This window comes from Mycobacterium sp. ELW1 (assembly GCF_008329905.1).
GTDB lineage: Bacteria > Actinomycetota > Actinomycetes > Mycobacteriales > Mycobacteriaceae > Mycobacterium.
The window spans coordinates 25,670-47,560 of sequence record NZ_CP032155.1 but is presented as its reverse complement, the minus strand read 5'-3'; the positions used below and the strand labels follow the sequence as shown (position 1 = coordinate 47,560).

The 21,891-nt window shown below is 66.9% G+C and carries 23 protein-coding genes, 1 tRNA gene and 2 pseudogenes; 18 read left to right on the top strand and 8 right to left on the bottom strand.

Features of this window, described 5'->3' with window-relative positions:
• Positions 1 to 85 precede the first annotated feature (85 nt).
• Positions 86 to 496 (top strand): WhiB family transcriptional regulator, encoded by a 411-nt coding sequence (locus D3H54_RS00245; protein WP_149377342.1) that lies wholly within the window; start codon positions 86 to 88, stop codon positions 494 to 496.
• Here D3H54_RS00245 and D3H54_RS00240 read toward each other — a convergent pair.
• On the bottom strand, positions 493 to 1,632 hold the full coding sequence (locus tag D3H54_RS00240) for a 3-ketosteroid-9-alpha-monooxygenase, oxygenase component (protein ID WP_149377341.1): 1,140 nt from the start codon (positions 1,630 to 1,632) through the stop codon (positions 493 to 495). The two genes, D3H54_RS00245 and D3H54_RS00240, sit on opposite strands and share 4 nt — an antisense overlap.
• 57 nt (positions 1,633 to 1,689) lie before the next feature.
• Between D3H54_RS00240 and D3H54_RS00235 the strand changes: the two genes are divergently transcribed.
• The 12 genes from D3H54_RS00235 (at position 1,690) to D3H54_RS00180 (ending at position 11,300) form a co-directional block, all read left to right on the top strand.
• Positions 1,690 to 2,289, top strand: a complete 600-nt coding sequence (locus D3H54_RS00235; RefSeq protein WP_149377340.1) for a TetR/AcrR family transcriptional regulator — start codon at positions 1,690 to 1,692, stop codon at positions 2,287 to 2,289.
• Positions 2,290 to 2,374: 85 nt separating this feature from the next.
• Positions 2,375 to 2,647 (top strand): hypothetical protein, encoded by a 273-nt coding sequence (locus D3H54_RS00230; protein ID WP_168214735.1) that lies wholly within the window; start codon positions 2,375 to 2,377, stop codon positions 2,645 to 2,647.
• Positions 2,648 to 2,705: 58 nt separating this feature from the next.
• Positions 2,706 to 3,122 carry an EVE domain-containing protein gene (locus D3H54_RS00225; protein ID WP_149377338.1) on the top strand — a complete coding sequence of 139 codons (417 nt, stop codon included), beginning with the start codon at positions 2,706 to 2,708 and terminating at the stop codon, positions 3,120 to 3,122.
• 28 nt (positions 3,123 to 3,150) lie between these two features.
• Complete coding sequence (locus D3H54_RS00220; RefSeq protein WP_149377337.1) at positions 3,151 to 4,116, top strand: pirin family protein; 966 nt, start codon at positions 3,151 to 3,153, stop codon at positions 4,114 to 4,116.
• A gap of 8 nt (positions 4,117 to 4,124) precedes the next feature.
• Complete coding sequence (locus tag D3H54_RS00215; RefSeq protein WP_149377336.1) at positions 4,125 to 4,466, top strand: GNAT family N-acetyltransferase; 342 nt, start codon at positions 4,125 to 4,127, stop codon at positions 4,464 to 4,466.
• Positions 4,467 to 4,492: 26 nt separating this feature from the next.
• The gene (locus D3H54_RS00210; RefSeq protein ID WP_286199060.1) at positions 4,493 to 5,326 is read left to right on the top strand and encodes an acyl-CoA thioesterase domain-containing protein; all 834 of its coding nucleotides are present in this window, start codon (positions 4,493 to 4,495) and stop codon (positions 5,324 to 5,326) included.
• A gap of 28 nt (positions 5,327 to 5,354) precedes the next feature.
• Positions 5,355 to 6,128 (top strand): cyclase family protein, encoded by a 774-nt coding sequence (locus D3H54_RS00205; protein ID WP_149377335.1) that lies wholly within the window; start codon positions 5,355 to 5,357, stop codon positions 6,126 to 6,128.
• Positions 6,129 to 6,375: 247 nt separating this feature from the next.
• On the top strand, positions 6,376 to 7,164 hold the full coding sequence (locus D3H54_RS00200) for an alpha/beta hydrolase (protein WP_353620042.1): 789 nt from the start codon (positions 6,376 to 6,378) through the stop codon (positions 7,162 to 7,164).
• A gap of 2 nt (positions 7,165 to 7,166) precedes the next feature.
• Complete coding sequence (locus D3H54_RS00195; protein ID WP_149377333.1) at positions 7,167 to 7,985, top strand: SDR family NAD(P)-dependent oxidoreductase; 819 nt, start codon at positions 7,167 to 7,169, stop codon at positions 7,983 to 7,985.
• Positions 7,986 to 7,993: 8 nt separating this feature from the next.
• On the top strand, positions 7,994 to 8,914 hold the full coding sequence (locus D3H54_RS00190) for a ferritin-like domain-containing protein (RefSeq protein WP_149377332.1): 921 nt from the start codon (positions 7,994 to 7,996) through the stop codon (positions 8,912 to 8,914).
• 3 nt (positions 8,915 to 8,917) lie between these two features.
• Positions 8,918 to 10,420 carry a flavin-containing monooxygenase gene (locus D3H54_RS00185; RefSeq protein ID WP_149377331.1) on the top strand — a complete coding sequence of 501 codons (1,503 nt, stop codon included), beginning with the start codon at positions 8,918 to 8,920 and terminating at the stop codon, positions 10,418 to 10,420.
• A gap of 1 nt (position 10,421) precedes the next feature.
• Entirely contained in the window at positions 10,422 to 11,300 is an 879-nt protein-coding gene (locus D3H54_RS00180) for a MerR family transcriptional regulator (RefSeq protein ID WP_149377330.1), read from the top strand.
• Here D3H54_RS00180 and D3H54_RS00175 read toward each other — a convergent pair.
• From D3H54_RS00175 to D3H54_RS00155, 5 genes and pseudogenes are all read right to left on the bottom strand, one after another.
• Positions 11,297 to 11,572, bottom strand: a complete 276-nt coding sequence (locus D3H54_RS00175; RefSeq protein WP_149377329.1) for a hypothetical protein — start codon at positions 11,570 to 11,572, stop codon at positions 11,297 to 11,299. The genes D3H54_RS00180 and D3H54_RS00175 overlap by 4 nt on opposite strands.
• Before the next feature lie 27 nt (positions 11,573 to 11,599).
• The gene (locus D3H54_RS00170; protein WP_286199058.1) at positions 11,600 to 12,343 is read right to left on the bottom strand and encodes a YqjF family protein; all 744 of its coding nucleotides are present in this window, start codon (positions 12,341 to 12,343) and stop codon (positions 11,600 to 11,602) included.
• Positions 12,340 to 13,683, bottom strand: a complete 1,344-nt coding sequence (locus D3H54_RS00165; RefSeq protein WP_149377327.1) for an APC family permease — start codon at positions 13,681 to 13,683, stop codon at positions 12,340 to 12,342. The genes D3H54_RS00170 and D3H54_RS00165 overlap by 4 nt, the downstream gene beginning before the upstream one ends.
• A pseudogene (locus D3H54_RS00160) lies at positions 13,680 to 15,310 on the bottom strand (amidohydrolase). The gene D3H54_RS00165 and the pseudogene D3H54_RS00160 overlap by 4 nt, the downstream one beginning before the upstream one ends.
• Positions 15,307 to 16,289 (bottom strand): annotated as a pseudogene (locus D3H54_RS00155) (nitrilase-related carbon-nitrogen hydrolase). The pseudogenes D3H54_RS00160 and D3H54_RS00155 overlap by 4 nt, the downstream one beginning before the upstream one ends.
• A gap of 76 nt (positions 16,290 to 16,365) precedes the next feature.
• On the opposite strand from D3H54_RS00155, the gene D3H54_RS00150 reads away from it, so the two are divergent.
• Complete coding sequence (locus D3H54_RS00150; protein ID WP_149377326.1) at positions 16,366 to 16,971, top strand: TetR/AcrR family transcriptional regulator C-terminal domain-containing protein; 606 nt, start codon at positions 16,366 to 16,368, stop codon at positions 16,969 to 16,971.
• Here D3H54_RS00150 and D3H54_RS00145 read toward each other — a convergent pair.
• Positions 16,968 to 17,237 carry a YdeI/OmpD-associated family protein gene (locus tag D3H54_RS00145; RefSeq protein WP_149377325.1) on the bottom strand — a complete coding sequence of 90 codons (270 nt, stop codon included), beginning with the start codon at positions 17,235 to 17,237 and terminating at the stop codon, positions 16,968 to 16,970. The two genes, D3H54_RS00150 and D3H54_RS00145, sit on opposite strands and share 4 nt — an antisense overlap.
• Positions 17,238 to 17,526: 289 nt before the next feature.
• Between D3H54_RS00145 and D3H54_RS00140 the strand changes: the two genes are divergently transcribed.
• The 4 genes from D3H54_RS00140 (at position 17,527) to D3H54_RS00125 (ending at position 21,584) form a co-directional block, all read left to right on the top strand.
• On the top strand, positions 17,527 to 18,489 hold the full coding sequence (locus tag D3H54_RS00140) for a GGDEF domain-containing protein (protein ID WP_432246453.1): 963 nt from the start codon (positions 17,527 to 17,529) through the stop codon (positions 18,487 to 18,489).
• 53 nt (positions 18,490 to 18,542) lie between these two features.
• Positions 18,543 to 18,986, top strand: coding sequence for a hypothetical protein (locus tag D3H54_RS00135; protein WP_149377323.1), 444 nt, complete (start codon positions 18,543 to 18,545; stop codon positions 18,984 to 18,986).
• Positions 18,987 to 19,068: 82 nt separating this feature from the next.
• Positions 19,069 to 20,391, top strand: a complete 1,323-nt coding sequence (locus D3H54_RS00130; protein ID WP_286199057.1) for a diguanylate cyclase domain-containing protein — start codon at positions 19,069 to 19,071, stop codon at positions 20,389 to 20,391.
• A 44-nt stretch (positions 20,392 to 20,435) separates the two neighbouring features.
• Positions 20,436 to 21,584 carry a GGDEF domain-containing protein gene (locus D3H54_RS00125; RefSeq protein ID WP_149377322.1) on the top strand — a complete coding sequence of 383 codons (1,149 nt, stop codon included), beginning with the start codon at positions 20,436 to 20,438 and terminating at the stop codon, positions 21,582 to 21,584.
• A gap of 62 nt (positions 21,585 to 21,646) precedes the next feature.
• Here D3H54_RS00125 and D3H54_RS00120 read toward each other — a convergent pair.
• A tRNA-Leu gene (locus tag D3H54_RS00120) sits at positions 21,647 to 21,729 on the bottom strand.
• Positions 21,730 to 21,891 lie beyond the last annotated feature (162 nt).

Below are 21,891 nucleotides of genomic sequence, written 5' to 3'. Positions count from 1 at the left end.
TTATACGTTTCTTTCTACGTTCCTCTTGCGCCGCTTCCTCGTCGGATATACGCTTTCGTCAATGAAACCGGCCTAGGAGGCTCCGATGAACTATCGCCCATGCTCGGTCGAGCCCGATCTGTGGTTCGGCTACGCCGACGACGACGCCAGCGACGGTGCGGCCAAGGCACGCGTCTACGAGCAATCCGCCACTCGCGCCCGAACCATCTGCCTACGCCGGTGCCCGCTGGCCCAGCAGCGCGCCTGCGCGCGCAGCGCCGTCGAGAGCGGCGAGGAATACGGGGTGTGGGCGGGCATCAAGCTGCCCGGCGGTCAATACCGCAAGCGCCATCAACTGGCGCACGCGCACGAGGTCCTGCGGCGGATCGCCGACGGTCAGCTCAATCCGCGCGAACTGCCGGAGAGCGCCGAACTACTGACCCGCGGCGAAGCGCTGCCCGCCCAGGTGGCAACCGTCGTGCATCTACCGCTGGGCCGGCCGCGCACCGCGGCCTAGCCGGAAGTGACTGCCTCAGAACGCTTTTGCATGTTCTCGTCGACCTCACGCTGCCATACGTCGTAGGCGTGGGTGGTGTCCACCTCGAGTTCGAAGCGGTCGGTCATGTCCGCGGTGACATCGGCGGCGTCGACGTAGAACTGTTCGTACCACCGCCGGTATTGGTACAGCGCGCCGTCTTCCTCGCACAGCAGCGGATTCTCGATACGCGTCTTGTGCTTCCAGATCTCGACGTCTTGCAGGAAGCCGACCTCGTAGATCTTCGAATACGACTGGGCGAGCTTGGCCGCCTTCTCGTCTGACAGCCCCGGCATGTTCTGCACCGACACCCCGAACTGCAGCATGAACGAGTGCTGGTCGATCGGGTAATGGCAGTTGATCAGCACCGACTCCACGGTGAAGTCCGGTCCGAGATCGTTGTGCAGCCAGTTGATCATGTACGACGGCCCGAAATAGGTGGCCTCCGAGCGCAGCTTGGTGCCCTCCCACAGCCGTTCCGGGTGCTCGGTGAAGTCCTGGCGTCCCTTGGATTCCATGTACTGGCTGGCGGTGTGGCCTTCGAAGACGTTCTTGAAGAACGTCGGGTACGCGTAGTGGATGTAGAAGAAGTGCGCCATGTCGACGTTGTTGTCGACGATCTCGCGGCAGTGCGCACCTTCGATGACCATCGAGTTCCACGCCCACTTCGACCACTGGCCCTCGTCGTAGCCCTCGATCGTCGGCGGGGTGAGTTCTGCCGGCGGCGTGGAGCCCTCCGGGTCGTGCCACATCAGCAGCTGCCCGTTGACCTCGAGGGTCTGGTACTTGCGGGTGCGGGCGAGCTTGGGAACCCGTCGCGCATAGGGAATTTCGACACAACGGCCGGTCGCGCCGTTCCAGCGCCAGTCGTGGAACGCACAAGCCAGGTTGTCGCCCTTGACCGTGCCCATCGCGAGGTCGGCACCCAGGTGCCGGCAGTAGCCGTCGAGCACGTGGATGTCGCCCTGCGAGTCGGCGTACACCACCAGCTTGCCGCCGAACGCATTGATGCCGTGCGGCTTGCCATCGCGGAAATCCTCTGCCAGGCCCAGGCAGTGCCAACCGCGCGCGTACCGCGTCATCGGCGTGCCGGGGTCGATCTCCCGGATCTGATTCATGCGCTCATTTAAGCACATGTGCTTAAACCTGCCTAGCGTTGATTTAGACTGCTCGACGTGGACCGCGGTGCCCGATCTCGGGAAGTGCTGCTCGACGCCGCCGAACGGCTGATCGCCGAGCACGGCTTCGAGGTGCCCCTGCGGGAGATCGCGGTGGCCGCCGGGCAGCGCAACAACTCGGCGGTGAACTACTACTTCCGCAGCAGGCAGGACCTGATCGATGCGGTGGTGGCCCGCCGCCTTACCCCGATGGAAGTCGAGCGGCAGGCCCTGCTGGACCGCATGTCAGGTGAGCAGATGGCCGACGCGCACGCCGTGCTGCGAATCCTGGTCGGGCCGTTCTTCCACAGTGAGGGCACTCATTACGCGCGGTTCCTCGAAGTGGTGCGGATCCGGCTGAACCGGGAACCGCAGAGCCCCGCGGAATCGGCCTGGCCACGGATCCTCGACGCGCTGGCCAGGCTGGTTCCGCTGAAGGACCGCAGTGCTCGGGAGAACCGGGTCGGTGCCGTCGCCACCGCGATGTTCGCCCTGCTCGCCGACCACGAGCGGCGGGTGGAATCCGGCGACACCGATGCCGACAGTCTCGAGGAGATCGTGACGATGCTCGCCGCGATGCTGACCGCCGCGCCGGCGCCGGTGCCCGCGACTCGCTGACTGCGGCAATTCCCGGGCGGGGGAGTGGGTAGGGAGATAGAACTGTGTCGGCTGGCAGACGTTGGGAGGCGCGCGGGTGCGGATCGTGGTCGTAGTGGCCCTGGCCGGGTTGATCGCGCTGGTGGTGGCGGTCCTGACCGACAGCACCTACGCGGCGATCGCGGTGGTCGTCCTCGCGGCCGCCGGCATCGTGCTGTTGTTGCGCGACTGGCGCGCTGATCACAAGCGAGCCGCCGCCGGTGACGCGGCGGAGCTGCCGCACGACGAGCCGGTCGACCCGTCGATGAGCCCGGAGTTGTTCGCGCCGGACATCTCAGCCGACGGTCGCGGCCCGTCGTCTGACGCCCGCGCCGACTAGCGGGGGAGCCGCCGTCGAGCGTCGCGAACCTGTCGGACCCGCGATCTAGCGTGAGCCCATGACGTACTGGATCAATACCGTCAGCGCCGACCACGTACAACGCGGTGTCGCCGGCGGCTTTACTCAGGCCAACCATGGCAAGCCGCACATGCTCCGGAAAATGGCCCGTGGCGATTGGATTGTCTTCTATTCGCCGAAAACCGCACTCGAGCACGGGGAGTCGCTGCAGGCGTTCACCGCGATCGGGCGGGTCACCGACGACGAGCCGTACCAGGAACACCCGTCGCACCCGTGGCGGCGCGCCATGGAGTTCCTGCCCTGCACGGCGACACCCATCCGTCCCCTGTTGGACCGGCTGGAGTTCATCGTCGATCCGCAGCGCTGGGGCTACAAGTTCCGGTTCGGGGTGTTCCGCATCGAGGAACCGGACTTCCAGCTCATCCGCTCGGCGATGACGCAGCAGCTCGCAGCCTGAGCAACGCGCCGCGGGTAAGCTCGGGGTGGTGAGCAACCTCGAGACCGCTCCGCGTGAAGTACCCTGCAGTGCAACGACATTCGACGGCGTCGAAGTGCTCGAGCCCCGCCAGGTCCCGCTCGGCGGTCCTCGCGCGCTTCCGGTGCGCCGGACCTTGCCCCAACGTGAGCGCTCGCTGATCGGCGCTTGGTGTTTCGCCGATCATTACGGCCCGCACGATGTCCGCGCGGCAGCCGGCATGGATGTGCCCCCGCATCCGCACACCGGGCTGCAGACCGTCAGCTGGTTGTTCCGCGGCGAGATCGAGCACCGCGACAGCGCCGGTGTGCACCAGACCGTCCGCCCCGGCGAACTGAACCTGATGACCGCCGGGGCGGGGATCTGCCACTCGGAAGTGTCGACGCCGTCGACCACGATCCTGCACGGCGCGCAGCTGTGGGTGGCACTGCCGGATTCGGATCGCAACACCACCCGGGATTTCGATCACTACGTCCCCGAGCCGTTTTCCCGTGGGGAAGCATCTATTCGGGTGTTCCTCGGTGAGCTGGCCGGCCAGCGCTCTCCGGTACACACCTTCACACCGCTGCTCGGCGCCCAGGTCGACCTGGCCGCCGGTTGCACCCTCGACCTCGACGTCGACCCGGCCTTCGAGCACGGCGTCCTGCTGGACCTCGGCCGGGTGGAGGTGGCCGGGCGAGTGCTCGAGTCAGGGCAGCTGGCCTACCTCGGAACCGGCTCCACGACGCTGCGGCTGCACAACGCGGCCGGCCTGGCCGCCCGGGTGCTGCTGCTCGGCGGGACGCCATTCACCGAGGAACTCCTGATGTGGTGGAACTTCGTGGGCCGCAGCCACGACGAGATCGTCGAGTACCGCAGGCAGTGGGACGACGGCGACGATCGCTTCGGCGACGTCAGTGGGTACTCGGGTTCCATCATGCGGCTACCGGCACCCCCGCTACCCGCCATCCGATTGCGGCCCCGCCGCCGAACCTGAGGAGTTCCATGACACAAGACAAGACCGGCGCCGAGGCGACCGTCACCGCCGGCAAGGACCAGTTCACCATCGCCGTCGACGGCAAGCAGGTCGGCGTCGCCGACTACGTCGACCACGATGGTCAGCGCATGTTCCACCACACCGAGGTCGAGAACGCATTCGAAGGACGCGGACTGGCCAGCATCATGGTCGGCGAGGCGCTGGCCGCCACCCGGGACGCCGGGCTGCGCATCGTGGCGGTGTGCCCGATGGTGGCGAAATACATCGAGAAGCATCCGGAGTTCGCGGACGTCACAGACCCCGCCACCGCGGATACCGAGCGCTACCTACAGCAGGTGCTGAGTAGCTGACTGGGGCGCCGCTATCGTGTGACCTCGTGACGGATCTGGACGACTCGGCAGGCGAATCTCGGGCGTATCTGGTGTCCGACGGTGACGTCATGTTGCCCGGCCCGGCGGCGCAGGGACCCTGGGGTCCGACGATCAGCGGTCACGTCGTCGGCGGCATCCTGGCGCGGGCGCTGGAACAGGTGGGTGGCGCCGCCGAATTCGTGCCTGCCCGGCTGACCGTGGACCTGCTCCGGCCCACCGCGATCGCCCCCCTGGAAGTGCGCACCACTCTGCGCCGAGAGGGCCGGCGCATCCGGTTGGTCGACGCCGAACTGATCCAGAACGACACGGTGGTGTCCCGGGCCAGCGCGATGTTCCTACGCCGCGGCGAGCACCCGGCCGGCGACATCTGGTCCTCGCCGGTCACGATGCCGCCGCTGCCGCCGGATCCCGGTCCGCTGCCCGACGACCTGATGATGTTCGTCTGGGGCTACGGAGGACAGGGCGACTCCGGCGGCGCGATGGCCTTCACCGAATGGCACGACGCGACCGGGCCCAAATACGCCTGGATCCGGCAGGTCCGGCCGTTGGTCGACGGCGAAGGGACCTCCCCGTTCGTCACCGTTGCGATGGCCGCTGACGCGGCCAGTGCGACATCCCATTGGGGCACAGGCGGTTTGCGATACATCAACGCCGACTACACGCTGACCCTGGCTCGCGAGCCGATCGGGGACTACATCGGCCTGGCGGCCACGTCGCACAACAGCAACGACGGGATCGCGTGCGGTGCGGTCGCGGTGTTCGACGCACACGGGCAGATCGGAAACGCGATCACCGTCGGCTTGGTGAACCCGGTCGAATCCTTCCACCCCAGGGCGTAGCGTTCCGCCCCAGAACGTAAGGGGTCCGATGAGAAGATTCGTCGACATCTCCGTCCCGCTGCAGGCCGGCATCGCCTCGGACCCGCCGGGGCACCTCCCGGAGATCGACTACTACGACCACAAGCAGACCGCCGCCGAAGTGGTGTCGTTCTTCCCCGGCGCGACCGTCGACGACCTGCCCGACGGCGAAGGGTGGGCGATCGAACGGGTCCGGATCACCACTCACAACGGCACCCATCTGGACGCGCCGTACCACTATGCGTCGACGATGGACGGCGGCAAGCGCGCCATCACCATCGACGAGGTACCACTGGAGTGGTGTCTGCAGCCGGCGGTCAAGCTCGACTTCCGGCACTTCCCGGACGGGTACGTGGTGACCGCAGCGGACGTGGAGGCCGAGCTGGATCGCATCGGGCACAGCCTGGCGCCGCTGGAGATCGTGCTGGTCAACACCAGCGCGGGCACCCGCTACGGACACCCTGATTACGTCGGTACCGGCTGCGGCATGGGCCGCGACGCCACCCTGTACCTGCTCGAACGCGGCGTGCGGCTCACCGGAACCGATGCCTGGAGCTGGGATGCGCCGTTCTCCTACACCGCCCAGCGGTACGCCCAGGACCACGACGCGTCGATCATCTGGGAAGGGCACCGCGCCGGACGCACGGTCGGCTACTCGCATATCGAAAAGCTGCACAACCTGGAGTCGTTGCCGCCCAACGGCTTTGAGGTCGCGTGCTTCCCGGTGAAGGTTCATGCGGCGTCGGCGGGATGGACCCGCGCGGTCGCGATCTTCGACGACTGATCATTGCCATTGCCCAATAGTGCCATTGACAAATGGCATCATTGGGCGTTGTATCCACCGTGTGTTCGGCGAGTCGATATCCGTGTGGCGAAGTCGAAGTGCGAATGTCGCAAGCAGCCTGACCCTGCGCCAGCTCAGCGCCGTGCTCCCACCCGAGCAAGCGTGGGGGCTCTGGGCTTCGCGTCAGATCGTGGCCCGCATCATGGACACCTTCGGACCGTCCCTGTCCGGGACCACAACCGTTCCCGTGGACACTCGAACATCCGACGGTCGTCGCCTCGTCGGTGAGTGGGTGTACGGCCGAGGTGTCGGCCCTGACGTCCCGGCTGGGGCGATCTATTTCGTGCACGGCAGCGGCTATGCGCTCTGCTCGCCGCGCACCCACCGCCGCCTCACGTCATGGCTCTCGCGGTTGACGGGCCTGCCCGTGTTCAGCGTCGACTATCGGCTGGCCCCGCGGCACCGATTTCCCGCGGCCGCAGACGATGTCCGCTCCGGCTGGGAATGGCTGGTCGGCGACCGCGGCATGCCACCCGAGAGCCTGACGATCGCCGGCGACTCCGCGGGCGGCCACCTCGCGGTTGATCTGCTGCTACAGCCTGACGTCCCGCATCCCGCCGCCCTCGTGCTGCTGTCACCGTTGCTGGACCTCACGTTCGGACTCGCCCGGACCTGGGAGCGCACCGGGCGTGACCCGGCCATCCGCTCCCGTGACGCCGCACGATTGATCGAGTTGTACTGTGCCGGTGTCGAACCCGCGCACCCGCGGCTGGCGCTCGACGTCGCGGGCGGGCGGCTACTGCCACCCACGTTGATCCACGCCGGCGGCGCGGAGATGCTCGCGGCCGACGCCATCGCCCTTGCCGACGACCTGCGCCGTGCCGGTGGCGAATGCGACCTGCGCATCTGGCCTGACCAGGTGCACGTCTTCCAGGCCCTGCCGCGTCTCACCCCCGCAGCCGCGCCCGCGATGCGTGAGATCACGAGATTCATCGCGGATGCGTTGCGCGACAACAATGTCGGACAGGTGGGATGAGCATGGGTATCTTCGGAACGAAACGTAGCCGCAACGCCGACGCCGTCATCACCGGCGCAGGCAGCGGTATCGGAGCCGCCTTCGCCACCGAGCTGGCCGCCCGGGGCGGCCGCGTGGTGTGCAGCGACATCGATGAGGGCGCAGCGCGCAAGACTGCCGAGGCAATCGGCGACCGTGCGCTGGCGGTCTCCTGTGATGTCACCCAGGTCGACGACGTGTTTCGCCTTGCCGAACAGGCACAGTCGTGGTTCGGCGGGCCACCGACGCTGGTCGTCAACAACGCCGGTGTCGGGGCGGGCGGGACGACGATCGGCGATATGGATCTCGCCGACTGGACCTGGGTGCTCAACGTCAACTTGTGGGGACCGATCCACGGCTGCCACGTCTTCGCCCCGATCCTGCGCGAATCCGGCCGTCCCGCCGGGATCATCAACGTGGCGTCGGCCGCGGCGTTCGGCGCCGCGCCCGGGATGGCCGCCTACAACGTCAGCAAGGCGGGCACCCTGTCCCTGTCGGAGACCCTTGCCGCGGAAATGTCCGGCACCAGAGTCAATGTCACGGTTCTGTGCCCCACCTTCGTCAAGACCAACATCCTCGAATCGGGCCGCATCCCCGCCGAGACGACGCAGCTTGCCGAGCAGTTGATGCGGTGGACAGGCTTCTCCGCCGACCGCGTCGCCCGGATGTGCCTGGACACCCTCGATCGCGGCGGCCTCTACTGCATGCCGCAACCCGAAGCCCGAATCGGCTGGGGCATCAAACGTTTCACTCCGACGGTGTACACCCGCGCCGCCGGGCTCATCACCCGCGTCACCACCTAGGAGGATCGATGGCAATCGACATGGACGTCATGCTGGCCAAGATCAAAGACCGGCAGTGGGCGCTGGCCGACATCGACTGGAACGCTCCCGGCGCCGAACGTATCACCGACGACCAGCGCCCGAAACTCAAGGCGTTCATGGCCGATCTGTGCTGGATCGAGAACATCGGCGCACGCGGGTTCGCCGCGCTGGCCAAGAAAGCGCCCAACCCGACCATCGCCGAGATCTACCGCTACTTCCACGCCGAGGAACAGCGTCATGCGAACGCCGAACTCGCGCTGATGAAGCGGTGGGGCATGCTCGATGACGGTGAGATGCCCGAGCCGAACGTCAACATCCGCCTGGCGATGGACTGGCTGGACACCTACGCCGACTCGATGTCCCTGTCGATCCTTGGCACCGTCATCCCGATGCTCGAAGTCGCGCTCGACGGCGCGCTGCTCAAGTTCCTGCTCGAGGAGGTCGACGACCCCGTCTGCCACCAGGTTTTCGAGAAGATCAACAACGACGAATCCCGGCACATAGCCGTCGATTTCGAGGTTCTCGACATGATCGGTCACGCCGATCTGCGGCGGCTGGCGATCGAGTTCGTCGGCAATGTCGCCACCCCCGGCCTGATCATCGGTGCGATCATGTACATCCCGCTGCTCAATCGGATACGCAACGAGATCGTCGGGATGGGGCTGGAACCCGAGCGGCTCTACAACGCGGTCAAGCGATTCCGCACCCTCGGCGAGCGCGGCGAGTACACGCACCGGGTCCCCACCTATCACATCCTCAAACTGCACGCCCACCTGGCGATCAACCCCGGCAACCCCTATCACTGGGTCGCCAATCCGATGGTGTGGGCGTCCGACCGGATACCGCGCAGACTGCTCAAACCGATCCCCAGCTGGTTCAAGGAACTGACCCACGAGCCGGCGGCCTGAGACATGGTCGCCACCAAGCACATCCATGACACCGTCATCGTCGGCGCGGGATTCACCGGACTGGGCACCGCCATCAAGCTCAAACAGGCCGGCGTCGACGACATCGTCATCGTCGAACGCAACGGCCGCGTCGGCGGCACCTGGCGGGACAACACCTACCCCGGCGTAGCCTGCGACATCCCCTCACTGCTGTACTCGTTCTCGTTCGTCCAGAACCCCACCTGGTCGCGTGCGTACCCGACGGGCGCCGAGATCTGCGACCACATCGAGTCGTTGACCGACCAGTTCGGACTGCGTCCGCTGATCAGGTTCGACACCGAGGTCACCGGGTTGAGCTTCGACGGCCAGGCCGGGATCTGGACGGTGACCGCCAAGGGGCGCAAACAGATTCAGGCTCGCACCGTGATCCTGGCATCAGGTCCGCTGGCCGACCACAAATTTCCCGACATCCGCGGGATCGACAGCTACCGCGGGCGCAAGATCCACAGCGCGGCCTGGGATCACGACTACGACGTCGCAGGCAAGCGGATCGCGGTGATCGGCACCGGTGCCAGCGCGGTGCAGATCGTGCCCGAACTGGTCAAGACCGCCGCGGCCGTCAAGGTGTTCCAGCGGACACCCGGCTGGGTGCTACCGCGGCTGGACATCTCGATGCCGACCGCAGTGCAGGAACTCTTCGACAAAGTGCCTGCCACCCAGGCATTGGCCCGTCAGGCGCTGTACTGGGGCCATGAGGCCAGCGCGGCGGCGCTGGTCTGGGACACGCCTGCCAGCCGGCTGGTCGCCCGGCTCGGAAAGGCACATCTACGACGCTCGGTGGCCGACCCGTGGCTGCGCCGCCAGCTCACCCCGGAGTTCACCCCGGGCTGCAAACGCATGCTGGTGTCCAGTGACTACTACCCGGCGTTGCAGCGCGACAACTGCAAGCTGATCGACTGGCCGATCGCCACCCTGAGCCCGGTCGGCATCCGGACCAGTGACGGCATCGAGCATCACGTCGATGCCATCGTGTTCGCCACCGGATACGACGTGCACCTGTCGGGTCCGCCGTTCCCGGTGACCGGGCTCGATGGCCGTTCGCTGCAACAGGAATGGCGCGAGCACGCCGAGGCATACAAGAGCGCGAGCGCGCACGGCTACCCCAACCTGTTCTTCATGACCGGCCCGAACTCCGGACCCGGCCACAATTCGCTACTGGTCTACGTCGAAGGCCAGATCGACTATGCCGTCACCGGAGTCACCGCCATCCTGCGCCGAAACCTGCGCTACCTCGACGTGCGGGCCGATGCGCAGCGCCGCTACAACGAGCGGATGCAGAAGCGATTGACCAAGACCACCTGGATGTCGGGGTGCAACAGCTGGTACCTGACAGCCGATGGGTTCAACGCCTCGATGTATCCGGGATTCGCGACGCAGTATCTTCGACAGATGCGACAGTTCCGGTTCGAGGACTACGAGGCCGTGGCATCCGATGCCCGGCCGCGTGTGGTCGTGTCGACGGCGTGAGATGACGGGTCCGATCCCGAGCATTCTGCGGCGGCTGCGCCGCGGTTCCCGCGACGTCGTCGAAGCAGCAGTGTCGCAATTGTTCGACGCCGCGGTGCAGCCGCATGGGGTGGCGGCGGCGGGGGAGTACCGCATCGACGAATTGGCGCGACTGGCCGGGACGACGACCCGCAACGTCCGCGTGTACCGCGACCGCGGTCTGCTGCACCCGCCGCTGCGGGTCGGGCGGATCGCGTTGTTCAACGACACCCACCTGACCCGACTGCGAATGATCACCTCGCTGTTGGACCGCGGATACACCATCGCCCATGTCAACGAGATGCTCTCGGCGTGGGAACAGGGCAAGAACGTCGGGGACATGCTGGGGCTGGAATCGGCGATCGCCGGAAGCTGGGCCACCGAGAAGCCTGAGCGGATGTCGGTCGCCGAAGCACGCAGGCTCGTCGACGACGACGAGGGATTCGACCGGATGGTCGGACTCGACATGATCCGGCTCGAGGACGACGGGCACGATGCCACGGTTGTGCGTCCCAAGTTGGTCGAGGCCTTCAACGAGATCCGCCAGTACGGCGTGGCCCTCGGGACGCTCATCGACCTTCACGAGCAGATTGCGCCCCTGATCGACCAGATCAGCGGGATCTTGGTGCGAGCCGGTGTGGACCACGTCGGCGAACGGCTCACTCCCGGATCCCCGTTACCGCCGGATCCCGAAGTCACCGAGATGATCACGATGCTGGTTCGGTTCCGCACCCAGGCGGTGTCCGCCGTGAGTTCCACGCTGGCGTTCTCGATCGAGTCGAGGGTCGAGTCGGTGGTGGCGAACATTCTCGCGCAAGCCGTCGACTTCACCAGCGGTAACGCGGCAGACGATCAGCGTTAGGGCCAGGGCCCGCCGACCGGCGGGCCGCCGCCGCGCGGCGACTGGTTCTGCAGAATCCCCAGGCAGGTCCCCATCGACTTGCCCGGAATGCACGGGATGCCACCCACACTCGGGACACCGTTGGCCACGTAGCACTGTCCGGTGATCGGATCAGCCAGATGCCCGGTGGGGCAGGCGTTGGCCGGGGCGGCGACAACGACGGGTGCAGCCACGAACAGAGCGCCGCAGGCGGCGGCCATCAGCGCCCTCGAGATCCGCACCCGCACAGCCATGGCTGCGAGCTTACTGCGAGCGGCGTCTCAGCCGACCGCGATCGGACGGCCGAACTGCGTTCGCATGCCGGGGGAGTAGAGCGCCCGCAGCGGTTCCCCGGCCGTGCGTACCCCGGCGGCCGCGACCAGTTGGTCGTCGAGGTCCAGCAGCCGCGCCGACTGCAGAGTCCACGGGCCGTGATAGTTGGGCACCCACCAGGTCCGGCCGGCCTTGCGGGTGTGCGCGCCCCAACGCGCGGTCAGCCAGGTCTCCAACGCGGTCGGCTCGACCGGCTCGCCCGGGCGCACCGTCACCCGGCTGCGCAGCCCGCGCCGCGGCCAGCGCCGGACACTGTCGTAGCTGATCTGATCCGATGTCTGGGTGATCCGCATCCGGGCCCAGGTGTAGGGGATCCCCATGCCGATGCGGATCGCCGGAACCACCGCCAGCCGTGCGGATTCCAGCGACCGGAACAGCACCCCGTGCCGGCCCGCGTCGTCCACCGAATAGAGCCGCACGTTGGTTTCGGCGAAGGAACCGAAGTACGGCACCGGCGGGGTCGGGCCGACTGCGGTGTAACCCATCCGGAACGGCACCAACCCGACATAGCTCATGCCGTCGAAGACATCCGGGCGGGCACCGGCGGGGTAGAGGTGCGCGATGTCGGCGGGGCGCACCGGCCAGTGCACGAACGTCAGATCCAGCCAGCTCTGGTCGAACCACACCCGCCCCCGCAGCGGCGGGGCGGTGACGGGGTAGCCGGCCAGCGGGTCCGAGCCCTGCGGGCTCACTCGTATTCCAGGTCCAACACCGGGGTGGGCCGCCGGAAGCCGCGCGTGACCACCAGCAGCCAGACGAATCCTATTGCGAGCCAGATCAATCCGATCGTCAGCGCGCTACCCGACAGGCTTGTCCACAGCCAGGCGGTGAGCAGGAAGCCGATCACCGGAGCGATCACATTGAGCAGGATGTTGCGTTCCCGCATGTCGACGAAGTAGTGCTTGATCACCGACAGGTTCACCACCGAGAACGCCACCAGCGCACCGAAACTGACGACCGACGCCAGGATGGTCAGATCGATCCAGATCGCGAGCAGCGAGATGACGCTGACCGTCAGAATGGCGTAGACCGGGGTGCTGTACTTGGCGGACACATGCCCGAACACCTTGCGGGGCAGGATGCCGTCGCGGCCCATCGCATACAGGATTCGGGCGACCGACGCCTGCGAGGTCAACGCCGAACCGAGTGCACCGGCCACGTACGCCGCGGTGAAGAACGTGTTGACGAACGCCCCGCCCGCGGCCAGCATCACGTCGGTCGAACCGGTGTCCACGTCGGCGAACTTGTTGGACGGGAACACCAGCTGCGACACATAGGACAGCAGGATGAAGATGATCCCCGAGACGACCGTCGCGATCATGATCGCCTGCGGCACCGTGCGTTTGGCGTCACGTGCCTCCTCCGACAGCGTGGAGACGGCGTCGAACCCGAGGAACGACAGACACAGGATCGCCGCGCCGGCCAGGATCGGGCTCATGCCGCCCGCTGTGCCGTCACCGGTGAAAGGCGCCAACAGGTCGACGGTTCCGTAGCCGGTGGTCTTGGCGATCGCGAGGGCGACGAACACCACGATGAAGATCGCCTGGATCGCGATGATGAGGAAGTTGGCCCGAGCGACGGACACGATGCCGATGATGTTGAGCACCGTGACGATCGCTATCGACACGACGACGATGACCCACGCGGGCAGCGCGGGCAGCGCCGCGTTGAGATAGAGCCCGATGACCAGGTAGTTCAGCATCGGCAGGAACAGATAGTCCAGCAGCAGCGACCACCCGGCCAGGAAGCCGACGGGCGCGCCGAAAGTGCGCTGCGTGTAGGTGTATGCCGAACCGGCGACCGGAATGGCCGCCGCCATCCGTGCATAGGACAGCGCGGTGAACACCATCGTGATGAGCGTGACGATGTAGGCCAGCGGCAGCCGGCCGCCCGAGGTCTCGGTGACGATGCCGTAGGTGGTGAACACCGTCAGCGGGACCATGTAGACCAAGCCGAACAGCACGAGCGACGGCAGGCCCAGCGCTCGTTTCAAGTGCCCCTCGTGGGGGCCGGTGATGAACTCCGCGGTCATGGTCGTACCTTTCCTTCGTCAGCCCGGTAGGCCTGCGCACCGCGCAAGTATGTGGCGTGGATGCCCACGCCCGGCAGATCCAGCGGCGGTGTGTTCCGCGGATCCCGGTCGAGCCACACCAGGTCGGCGCTGGCGCCGGGAGTGATCACTCCCCAAGTGTTTTCGGCATAGGCCTGGTAGGCAACGGCTCCGGTGTACGACGACAGCGCCCGCTCGATCGGCACGATCTCGTGCGGCGTCCAACCGCCTTCCGGCTGGCCTTCGGTGGTCAGCCGGGAGGTCGCCACGGCGATGCCGTCGAGTGGGGCACCCGAGGAGACGGGCCAGTCCGAGCCGAACGCCAGCGCCGCACCGGATTGGTTCAGCGTTTGCATCTGGTACTGCCGGTCGCTGCGTTCGACGCCGAGCCGGGGGATGGTCAGCACCGTCATCAACGCATCCATCTGCGCCCACAGCGGCTGCATGTTGGGGATGACGCCAAGCTCCGCGAATCGGCCGATATCGGTGTCGTCCACCAGCTGAACGTGGGCGATCACCGGCCTGCGATCGCGAATCCCGTTGCGCGACACAGTGTACTCGATGGCGTCGGAGCCTGGCGGACGGCGGCGTCGCCGATGGCGTGGATATGGATCTGCAGTCCGAGCTCGTCGACCCGGCGTGCTGCCTCGGCCAGCGAGTCGCCCTCCCAGTTCTGCATACCGTGCGAGTGAAGCCCCGAGCAGTACGGCGCCAGCAGCGCACCCGTCTCGTTCTCGACCACGCCGTCGGCGAAGAACTTCACCGTGTTCGCCGTCAGCAGGGGAGATCCGGCCTCTTCGACCGCACGTCGCGACTCAGCGAATTGGGTTATCTGCGAATCGAAGTGCCGCGGGTCGGCGTACAACGCGAGGTTGAACCGCATGCGCAGTGCGCCCTGGCGAGCCGCCTCGACATAGGTTGCGACGTCGCCGGGTTCGACCCAGGCGTCCTGCACCCAGGTGACACCGCGAGCCAGGTAGTAGTCGGCGGCGGTGCCGAGCGCGCCGATGCGCTGCCGCTCGTCGCGAGGCGGCATCACGTTCATCACCAGATCCGTTGCGCCCCATTCCCGCAACGTACCCAGCACCGAACCGTCCGGGCGCCGGGGGATCTCGCCGAGAACCGGGTCGGGTGTGTCGGCGGTGATGCCCGCGCGCTCGATGGCCGCGGTGTTGCACCACACTGTGTGGTAATCCCAGGCCCGCAGTACCACCGGGCGGTCCGGCACCGCGGCGTCGAGCCACCGGGCATCGAACAGTCCGCCCTCGGCCAGGCTGCCGTCATACGACGCGCCGACGATCCATTCCTCGTCCGGGTGTTCCTCGGCGTAAACCTTGACCGCAGTGACGATTTCGTCGATGGTGCCGCAGCCACGGACCGGCGGACCGACTGCTTCCAACCCGCCGTACAGCGGATGCGCATGGCCGTCGCCGAAGGACGACATCAGGAACCCGCCGTCGAGGTCGACGTGCTCACAGTCCGCGTCGGCAGCCAGTTCTCGGGCGTGCGCGCCCAGCGCACGAACGACCCCGTCGATCACCAGAAGGGCATCGGACTCCTGCCCTGCACCGGTCCACACCACACCGCCGGTGAACAGCGTCGAGCTCACTTGACCACCGCCGTCGCGGCGTGACCGGCGCCGTAGGGCTCGTCGGCGACGACGGGCCGGGTCAGCGCGGAGTAGGTGTCCGGCCGTCGGGTCAGCAGGAAGGGGAAGAGCTCCAACCAATCTCGGCGCTGGTCGAGATCGAGGTCCGCGATCAACACGGCCTCCTCGTCGCGCGGTGCCTGCACCAGTACCCGGCCGTAGGGATCGGAGATGAAGGAGGAGCCGTAGAACGTCACGGCGCCTTCGTCTCCGACGCGATTGGGCACCACCATGAACAGGCCGCTGTTGATGCCGTTGGCCACGATGACCTGCTGCCACAGCGGCCGGGTGTCGAAGTCGGGGAAGACCGGTTCGGATCCGATGGCGGTGGGGTAGACGACCACCTCGGCACCGGCAAGCGAGTAGTTCCGCGCGACCTCAGGAAACCATTCGTCCCAACAGGTCGGCATCCCGATGCGAGCGTCCAGTCCGTCAGGCGCGTAGACCGGGTACGGGTCGGTATCGGGGCCGGGCCGGAAATAGGTGTCCTCGTAGTAGCCGGCCGAGATCGGGATGTGCAGCTTGCGGGTCCGCCCCACGAGTTCGCCGCCGGGGAGACCAGGATCGCGGTGTTGTAACCCAGGCCATCGTGCGTATCAGGGGTGCGTTCGTAGAGCGAGGCGTGCACGAAGATCCCGTTGGCCCGCGCCGCGCTTGCCGCCAGGTCGAAGGTGGGACCGTTCTCCAGATCCTCGGCCAGGGCCGCCGGGTTGGCGCCGGCCGGGCGATCTGCCGGATAGCGCAGCAGGGTGATCTCCGGCAGGAAGACCACCGACGCACCCTCACCGGCAGCGGTGTCGATGCCGGCACGCACTGTTGCGACGAGTTCCACGCGGTCCGGTCGCCAGCGGTGCTGGACCAGGCCGACCCGCAGCGGCGGACGCTGCGATGGCGCCGACCGGGACAGCGGTTCGGGCGCTCGGGCAGTCAGGGTGATCATCGAACTCCTAAAACGAATCTATTTCGTTTTAGTGTGAACTGGCTCATAATTCTTCGCAAGAGGAAGAGAGACTTTGATGGGCCGCCCGCCGACACCGCTGTTGTCGACCGACCGGATCGCGTCGGCCGCCATGGACCTGGTGCGTGCCACCGGCGAATTCACCATGCCCGACCTGGCGCGCAAATTGCAGGTCAGTCCGTCATCGCTCTACAACCACGTGTCGGGCCGCGGCCAGATCGTCGAGCTGCTGCGCGAGCGCGCGATGTCCGAGGTGCAGCTTCCCGACGATCAACCGGACCGCCCGTGGGCTGAGGCGGTCGCCGACATCCTGCGGTCCTACCGGCGGAGTTACGCCCGGTATCCGCGGCTGATTCCCCTGTTGACCGCCTACGCCGTGAACAGCAGTCACGCCATCCGGATGTACAACATGTTGGCGGTGACCCTGCACCGCGCCGGGTTCGACGCCGCCGACACCCTGCGGGCCATCACGTTGATGGACTGCTTCGTGCTGGGGTCCGCGCTGGATCTGGCCGCACCCGAGGAGCCGTGGGAATCGGGTGCCGAGGTCGGGCCCGAGCTGGCCGCCGCGCTGGCGACCGGTGCGCCCAAGCCGGCGCGGGCCGACGACGCATTCGAGTTCGGGTTGGCGGTACTGCTGCGCGGCCTCACGCCACGCGGCTAAGCCTTGCCGGTTCGCTCGCGGTGCTTGCAGCCCGGCCAGCAACAGGGCCGGCGCATACCTTCTTCCAGTTCCTCCTGGGTCCGGCGGATGCGCCGCTCGCGAGTCTTCTGCTGCTTGGCGTCCTCGACCCAGCAGATGAACTCGTTGCGCGCCAGCGGCGTGATGTCGTTCCAGGCCGCCAGCGCGGTGTCGTTGCCCAGCAGCGCGGTCCGCAAATCTGCCGGAAGCTCGTGTACCACTCCGCCGGGGACCGTTTGCGTGCCCATTCAAACAGGTTAGCCAGTCCTACGCCGCTCCCGACGGCAACAGCCGCGCGAGTCGGCTCACGCAGGAGTTAATTTCTGTCGCCGTTGATATTTCACCTCGCTACCGATTTGCTCGGGCTACCGTGAACGCCATGCGGGGAGGGATGGCGCGGTGAACGACCAGCGGGCCTCCGGACCGGGCAACCAGGCCGGGGGGCCGCTCGCGCGATGGTGGCGGTTACCCGACCAGTTCGAGTGGCTGTCCGGGTATTTGAGGGCGCGCGGCCTGGCCTGGCCCACCAAAGTGCTGATGGCGATGATGTCGGCGGGCCTGATTTTGATGGGTGCGGCCACCCCGACCATGCGCAACGTCCCACCGGTGTGGGCGTGGACATTCGGCACCGCCGCGGTGCTCACCGGGATCACCTACAGCACCCTGTGGCTGCGCGGCTGGCTGAGCCGGCGGCAATCGCTGCGAATGGCCTGCTTCGGCAGCTCGCTCATTGCCGTCGGCTGCGTGATGCAGACCTATCCCATGGTCGCCCTGATGGGCTGCACCGGCATGGCCGTCATCGGCGGCTACGCCGCGTTCTTCCACAACTCGAAAGCGATCACGTTCATCGTCGTCCTCGGGATGGCCGTCGGTGCCCTGTGCGCGATCCGCGTGGTGCCGCACTACGGGTGGGCCGTTGCCGCCGCGGGGTGGTGGTTGGTCGTCGAACTGAATCTCGCGGTTCCCCTGGCGATTCAAGCGGTCATGCGCACCATGGGCGCCGATGTTGTGCGCTCCGATCAGGATCCGCTCACCGGCGTCCTCAATCGGCGCGCGTTCTACGAACGGGCGTCGCTGCTACTGACATCCCCCGGACACGATATGCACCTCATCGTCGTGATGATCGATCTCGACGAGTTCAAGAAACTCAACGACGCCTACGGTCACATCGCCGGTGATCAGGCCCTGACCGCCGTCGGCTGGGCGCTTCGCGAGAACAGCAACAGTTCGGCGATCATCGGGCGGTTCGGCGGCGAGGAGTTCATCGTGGTCGACGCCGTGCCCGCCGAGCTGGCCGAGGAATTAGCCACCCAGCTGTGCCAGGCGATCGCCGCGCTGCCTCAACCGGTGACTGCCAGTGTCGGCGCGGCCATCGTGCGGTGGGACAGTGTCGCCGCGATGGACGATCTGATCCGGGCGGCCGACGCCGCGATGTACGCAGCCAAGCGGGCCGGCGGCAACCAGACCCGGATCAGCCGGCCGGCCCGCGTCGACCGCTGATCGGCCACGGCGAGTTGGGATCGGTAGTCGGACTCCGGGATTGAACTGGCTACATGAAACAGATCTCGCGATTCACGACCTCGATGATGGTTTCCGGGGCGGTCCTGGCAGCCGGGTTGGCGCTGGGGGCAGGCGCTGCGAGCGCAGACGGGCCCAGCTATCAGGGCGGCAACTGCCCGCAGGGATTGACGTGCACCCATTGGTGTCCCGGTGATCCGGCCATTCCTGGTGGCCAGGTTCTCAGCTGGGACCAGAACGCCTGCCACGACTGGTACTGGAACTCGTACGGCATCGTCGACGTGAGCACCAGCACGCTATATCCCTGGCGCGGCGCGCCTCAGCAGGTGGCACCGCCGCCGCCGTTGCCGCCCGCCCCGCCGGCTGCGCCGCTGCCGCCGGGCACTCCGTTCTGCAGCCCGCGCGGTGCGTTGATCATCATCCCGCCGATCTGCGACGAGATCGGCGTCGATCTGCCCGCGGGCTCGGTGCACAACTAGAACAGCCCACCGCAAGCGTGTCGCTCGCGCCCAGCGCACCGAACCGCGCTGCGCTGACCTGGGTGGCTTAGGGTCAAACGCTGTGCCTAGTTCGAGCAGGCGGCGGCCATCCCTGCGAGCGCTGATCTTCTGTTCCGTCGGCGCCATAACGCTGGTGTTCGTCGCGTCGATGACGGCATCGATCGCGGGTCGGATCACCGTCGGCAACGCACTGCACAACCTCGGTGACCGGCTGATCCCGATCAGGAACCAAAGCTCTGAACTGAGTCGCGCGTTCGTCGACCAGGAGACCGGACAGCGGGCGTATCTGTTGACCGGCAATCCGATCGCGCTCGACCTGTACGAGGCCGGAACCGCCACCGTCAACCGCCTGGTGCCCGAACTCCAGCGGGAGCTGGTCGGCATGCCGTACGCCGACGACCTGCGCGCGTTGTTCGCCGAAGAGGTGGCCGTCGCCGCGATATGGAAGAGCCGGGCCGCTGACCCGCAGATCGCCGCACTCAAAACCGGGTCGGTTCCGCGCGCCCTGCTCAATCAGATGGTCCTCGACGCGAAGAATCTGTTCGACCCGCTCCGAGAACGTTTCCGAGCGGTCAACGCCCGGCTCGACAAGCTCATCACCGAGGAGATCGAGCACATCCGCTCGGTGCTCCGCACCGCGAGCAACAGCCAGTGGATCGCCCTGAGTCTCCTCGTGGTCAGCGTCGTCGGATGCATCATCACGGTGCGACGCATGCTCACCCAGCCCGTCTCACGGTTGGTGCGCTCAGTGCGCGCGGTGGCCGACGGCGACTACGACCAGCCCATCGGCCAGGGCGGTCCCCGCGAGATCGCGGAGATCTCGGCTGCCGTGGACGACATGCGCAACCGGCTCCGGGAACTGGCCCGCATCGACAGCGTCACCGGTCTGGTGAACCGCGGGGAGACGCTGGCCCGTTTCGACGCTGCGCTCAAGGACCCGCAGGCTCGACTGGGTGTCCTGTACTGCGATATGGACCACTTCAAACAGATCAACGACACCTGGGGCCACGCCGTGGGAGACGCCGTGCTGTCGACCATCGCCGCCCGAATGCGTGAGTGCGTCCATCTGGAAGACACCGTGGGCCGGATCGGCGGCGACGAGATACTGATTCTCCTTCCGGGTGTCGAGAGCACCGAAAAGGCCGTTGAGGTAGGTGAACGGATTCGCGCACTCGCTGCGGAACCCATCCACCAATTCGGTTTGACGATCACCACGACCCTGAGCATCGGGGCCACGTCGTCCGCACCCGGCGAATCGAGCGCGACCGTCACCGCCCGGGCCGACGCCGCGATGTACCGAGCCAAGCAGGCCGGCCGAAACGCCGTCGCCGGACTCGACGAGAACCAAGGACTGAGCACTTCGGCTCATAGCTGGCAAAATTGATTCCGCAATCACAGCGAGACTTCCCGTCGGAATGGGGATGACACATGCTTCGGTGGGGAGCGCTGCCACCACGTCACGCTGACCAATACGACTGGATCAGCGTCTACCTGCATGATCGCAACCAGCAGGGAATCTGGCGGACGCTGATCTTCACCGCGACCCTGGCTCTCGCGTCGTCGACCGCGTTGATGATCAAGAGCCCGCAGGGGCCGGACGGCCCGGTGGCCGTCACGGTCTGCGTCGCCGCGGCCGCGTTGGCGTTGGCGGCGGCGGTCCCCTTTCTGCTGCGTTGGCCCACCCGCCGCCAGTCGTTGCTGTTCTCGTTCACCTCGACCGCGACCATCGCCGCCGCCGCGCTGTCGTACTCCAATGACTACGTGGGCCTGATGGGGTGCGCGACGTTCGCCGTGATCGGCGGCTTTGTCGCCTACTTCCACACCGCCCACGAGGTGGTGGCCAACGGCGCGATAGCCGCGGTCTGCGCGGTGATCCTGGCCGCTCGGCTCGTTTCCTCGTCCGGCGACATCTATCTGACGGCCGCGGCGGTGGCAATCGTCGCAACGCTCAACGTCGGCCTGCCGTTCGGCGTCCTGTCGCTGGCGCAGACGCTGCGCGTCGACCTGCGCAGCTCTGGCCGCGATCCGCTGACCGGGCTGCACAACCGGCGGTCGTTCCACCAGTCGGCCTACGAGCTGATCATGCGCAACGACAGCGAGGCCGGCCGACTCATCGTCATCGTCATCGACCTGGACAGCTTCAAGAAACTCAATGACACCGCGGGCCACGCGGCCGGCGACGCCGCGCTGATCCTGATCAGCGAGGCGCTGGCCGACAACTGTGGCCTCTCCGCCATCATCGGCAGGTCCGGCGGCGAGGAATTCGTCATCGCCGACGTCGACCACCCCGATTCGCCGGATGTCGTTGCCGAACGGCTGCGCCAGGCGATCGCCGAGCTGCCGGTACCGGTGACGGCGAGCATCGGCACCGCCTGCGCACCGCTGAAAAACGACTCCCAAGTCAACCTGCGGCTCCTCGACGAAATCGTCGAGGCCGCCGATGCCGCGATGTACGCCGCCAAGCGCGCCGGCGGAAATCAGGTCTGCCACGCCTCCGAGATGCCCGCCGACGGGGGCCATCAGCCATCGGCGCGCCGCGGACGAACTCAGCAGAACAAGGTGAGCAACCCAGAGTGAGCTCGGGGCTTTCCCGCCAACGGAAAAACCCCGGCCAGAAGCCGGGGTTTTCTCCACTTGTGTGGGCGAAGGGGGACTTGAACCCCCACGTCCCGAAGGACACTGGCACCTGAAGCCAGCGCGTCTGCCATTCCGCCACTCGCCCGAAACAACCGGGGGAGCGTATCACGGTCGAGGGGGTGAACCTCAACCCGCGCCCGCGGCTCAGACCAGCCTAGCGGCCCCCGTCACAGTCCGTCTCCGATGCCCTGACCTGGTCTAACACGATTCTCAGAATTCTCATGGTGACGGCGCGTCGACCTGGGCC

What these genes read in the sequence shown, in the direction of transcription:
- D3H54_RS00245 (WP_149377342.1), top strand. Translation starts at nt 86, where the DNA reads ATGAACTATCGCCCATGCTCGGTCGAGCCCGATCTGTGGTTCGGCTAC.
- D3H54_RS00240 (WP_149377341.1), bottom strand. Translation starts at nt 1,632, where the DNA reads ATGAATCAGATCCGGGAGATCGACCCCGGCACGCCGATGACGCGGTAC.
- D3H54_RS00225 (WP_149377338.1), top strand. Translation starts at nt 2,706, where the DNA reads ATGACGTACTGGATCAATACCGTCAGCGCCGACCACGTACAACGCGGT.
- D3H54_RS00215 (WP_149377336.1), top strand. Translation starts at nt 4,125, where the DNA reads ATGACACAAGACAAGACCGGCGCCGAGGCGACCGTCACCGCCGGCAAG.
- D3H54_RS00205 (WP_149377335.1), top strand. Translation starts at nt 5,355, where the DNA reads ATGAGAAGATTCGTCGACATCTCCGTCCCGCTGCAGGCCGGCATCGCC.
- D3H54_RS00195 (WP_149377333.1), top strand. Translation starts at nt 7,167, where the DNA reads ATGGGTATCTTCGGAACGAAACGTAGCCGCAACGCCGACGCCGTCATC.
- D3H54_RS00190 (WP_149377332.1), top strand. Translation starts at nt 7,994, where the DNA reads ATGGCAATCGACATGGACGTCATGCTGGCCAAGATCAAAGACCGGCAG.
- D3H54_RS00185 (WP_149377331.1), top strand. Translation starts at nt 8,918, where the DNA reads ATGGTCGCCACCAAGCACATCCATGACACCGTCATCGTCGGCGCGGGA.
- D3H54_RS00180 (WP_149377330.1), top strand. Translation starts at nt 10,422, where the DNA reads ATGACGGGTCCGATCCCGAGCATTCTGCGGCGGCTGCGCCGCGGTTCC.
- D3H54_RS00175 (WP_149377329.1), bottom strand. Translation starts at nt 11,572, where the DNA reads ATGGCTGTGCGGGTGCGGATCTCGAGGGCGCTGATGGCCGCCGCCTGC.
- D3H54_RS00165 (WP_149377327.1), bottom strand. Translation starts at nt 13,683, where the DNA reads ATGACCGCGGAGTTCATCACCGGCCCCCACGAGGGGCACTTGAAACGA.
- D3H54_RS00150 (WP_149377326.1), top strand. Translation starts at nt 16,366, where the DNA reads ATGGGCCGCCCGCCGACACCGCTGTTGTCGACCGACCGGATCGCGTCG.
- D3H54_RS00145 (WP_149377325.1), bottom strand. Translation starts at nt 17,237, where the DNA reads ATGGGCACGCAAACGGTCCCCGGCGGAGTGGTACACGAGCTTCCGGCA.
- D3H54_RS00140 (WP_432246453.1), top strand. Translation starts at nt 17,527, where the DNA reads ATGGCGATGATGTCGGCGGGCCTGATTTTGATGGGTGCGGCCACCCCG.
- D3H54_RS00135 (WP_149377323.1), top strand. Translation starts at nt 18,543, where the DNA reads ATGAAACAGATCTCGCGATTCACGACCTCGATGATGGTTTCCGGGGCG.
- D3H54_RS00125 (WP_149377322.1), top strand. Translation starts at nt 20,436, where the DNA reads ATGCTTCGGTGGGGAGCGCTGCCACCACGTCACGCTGACCAATACGAC.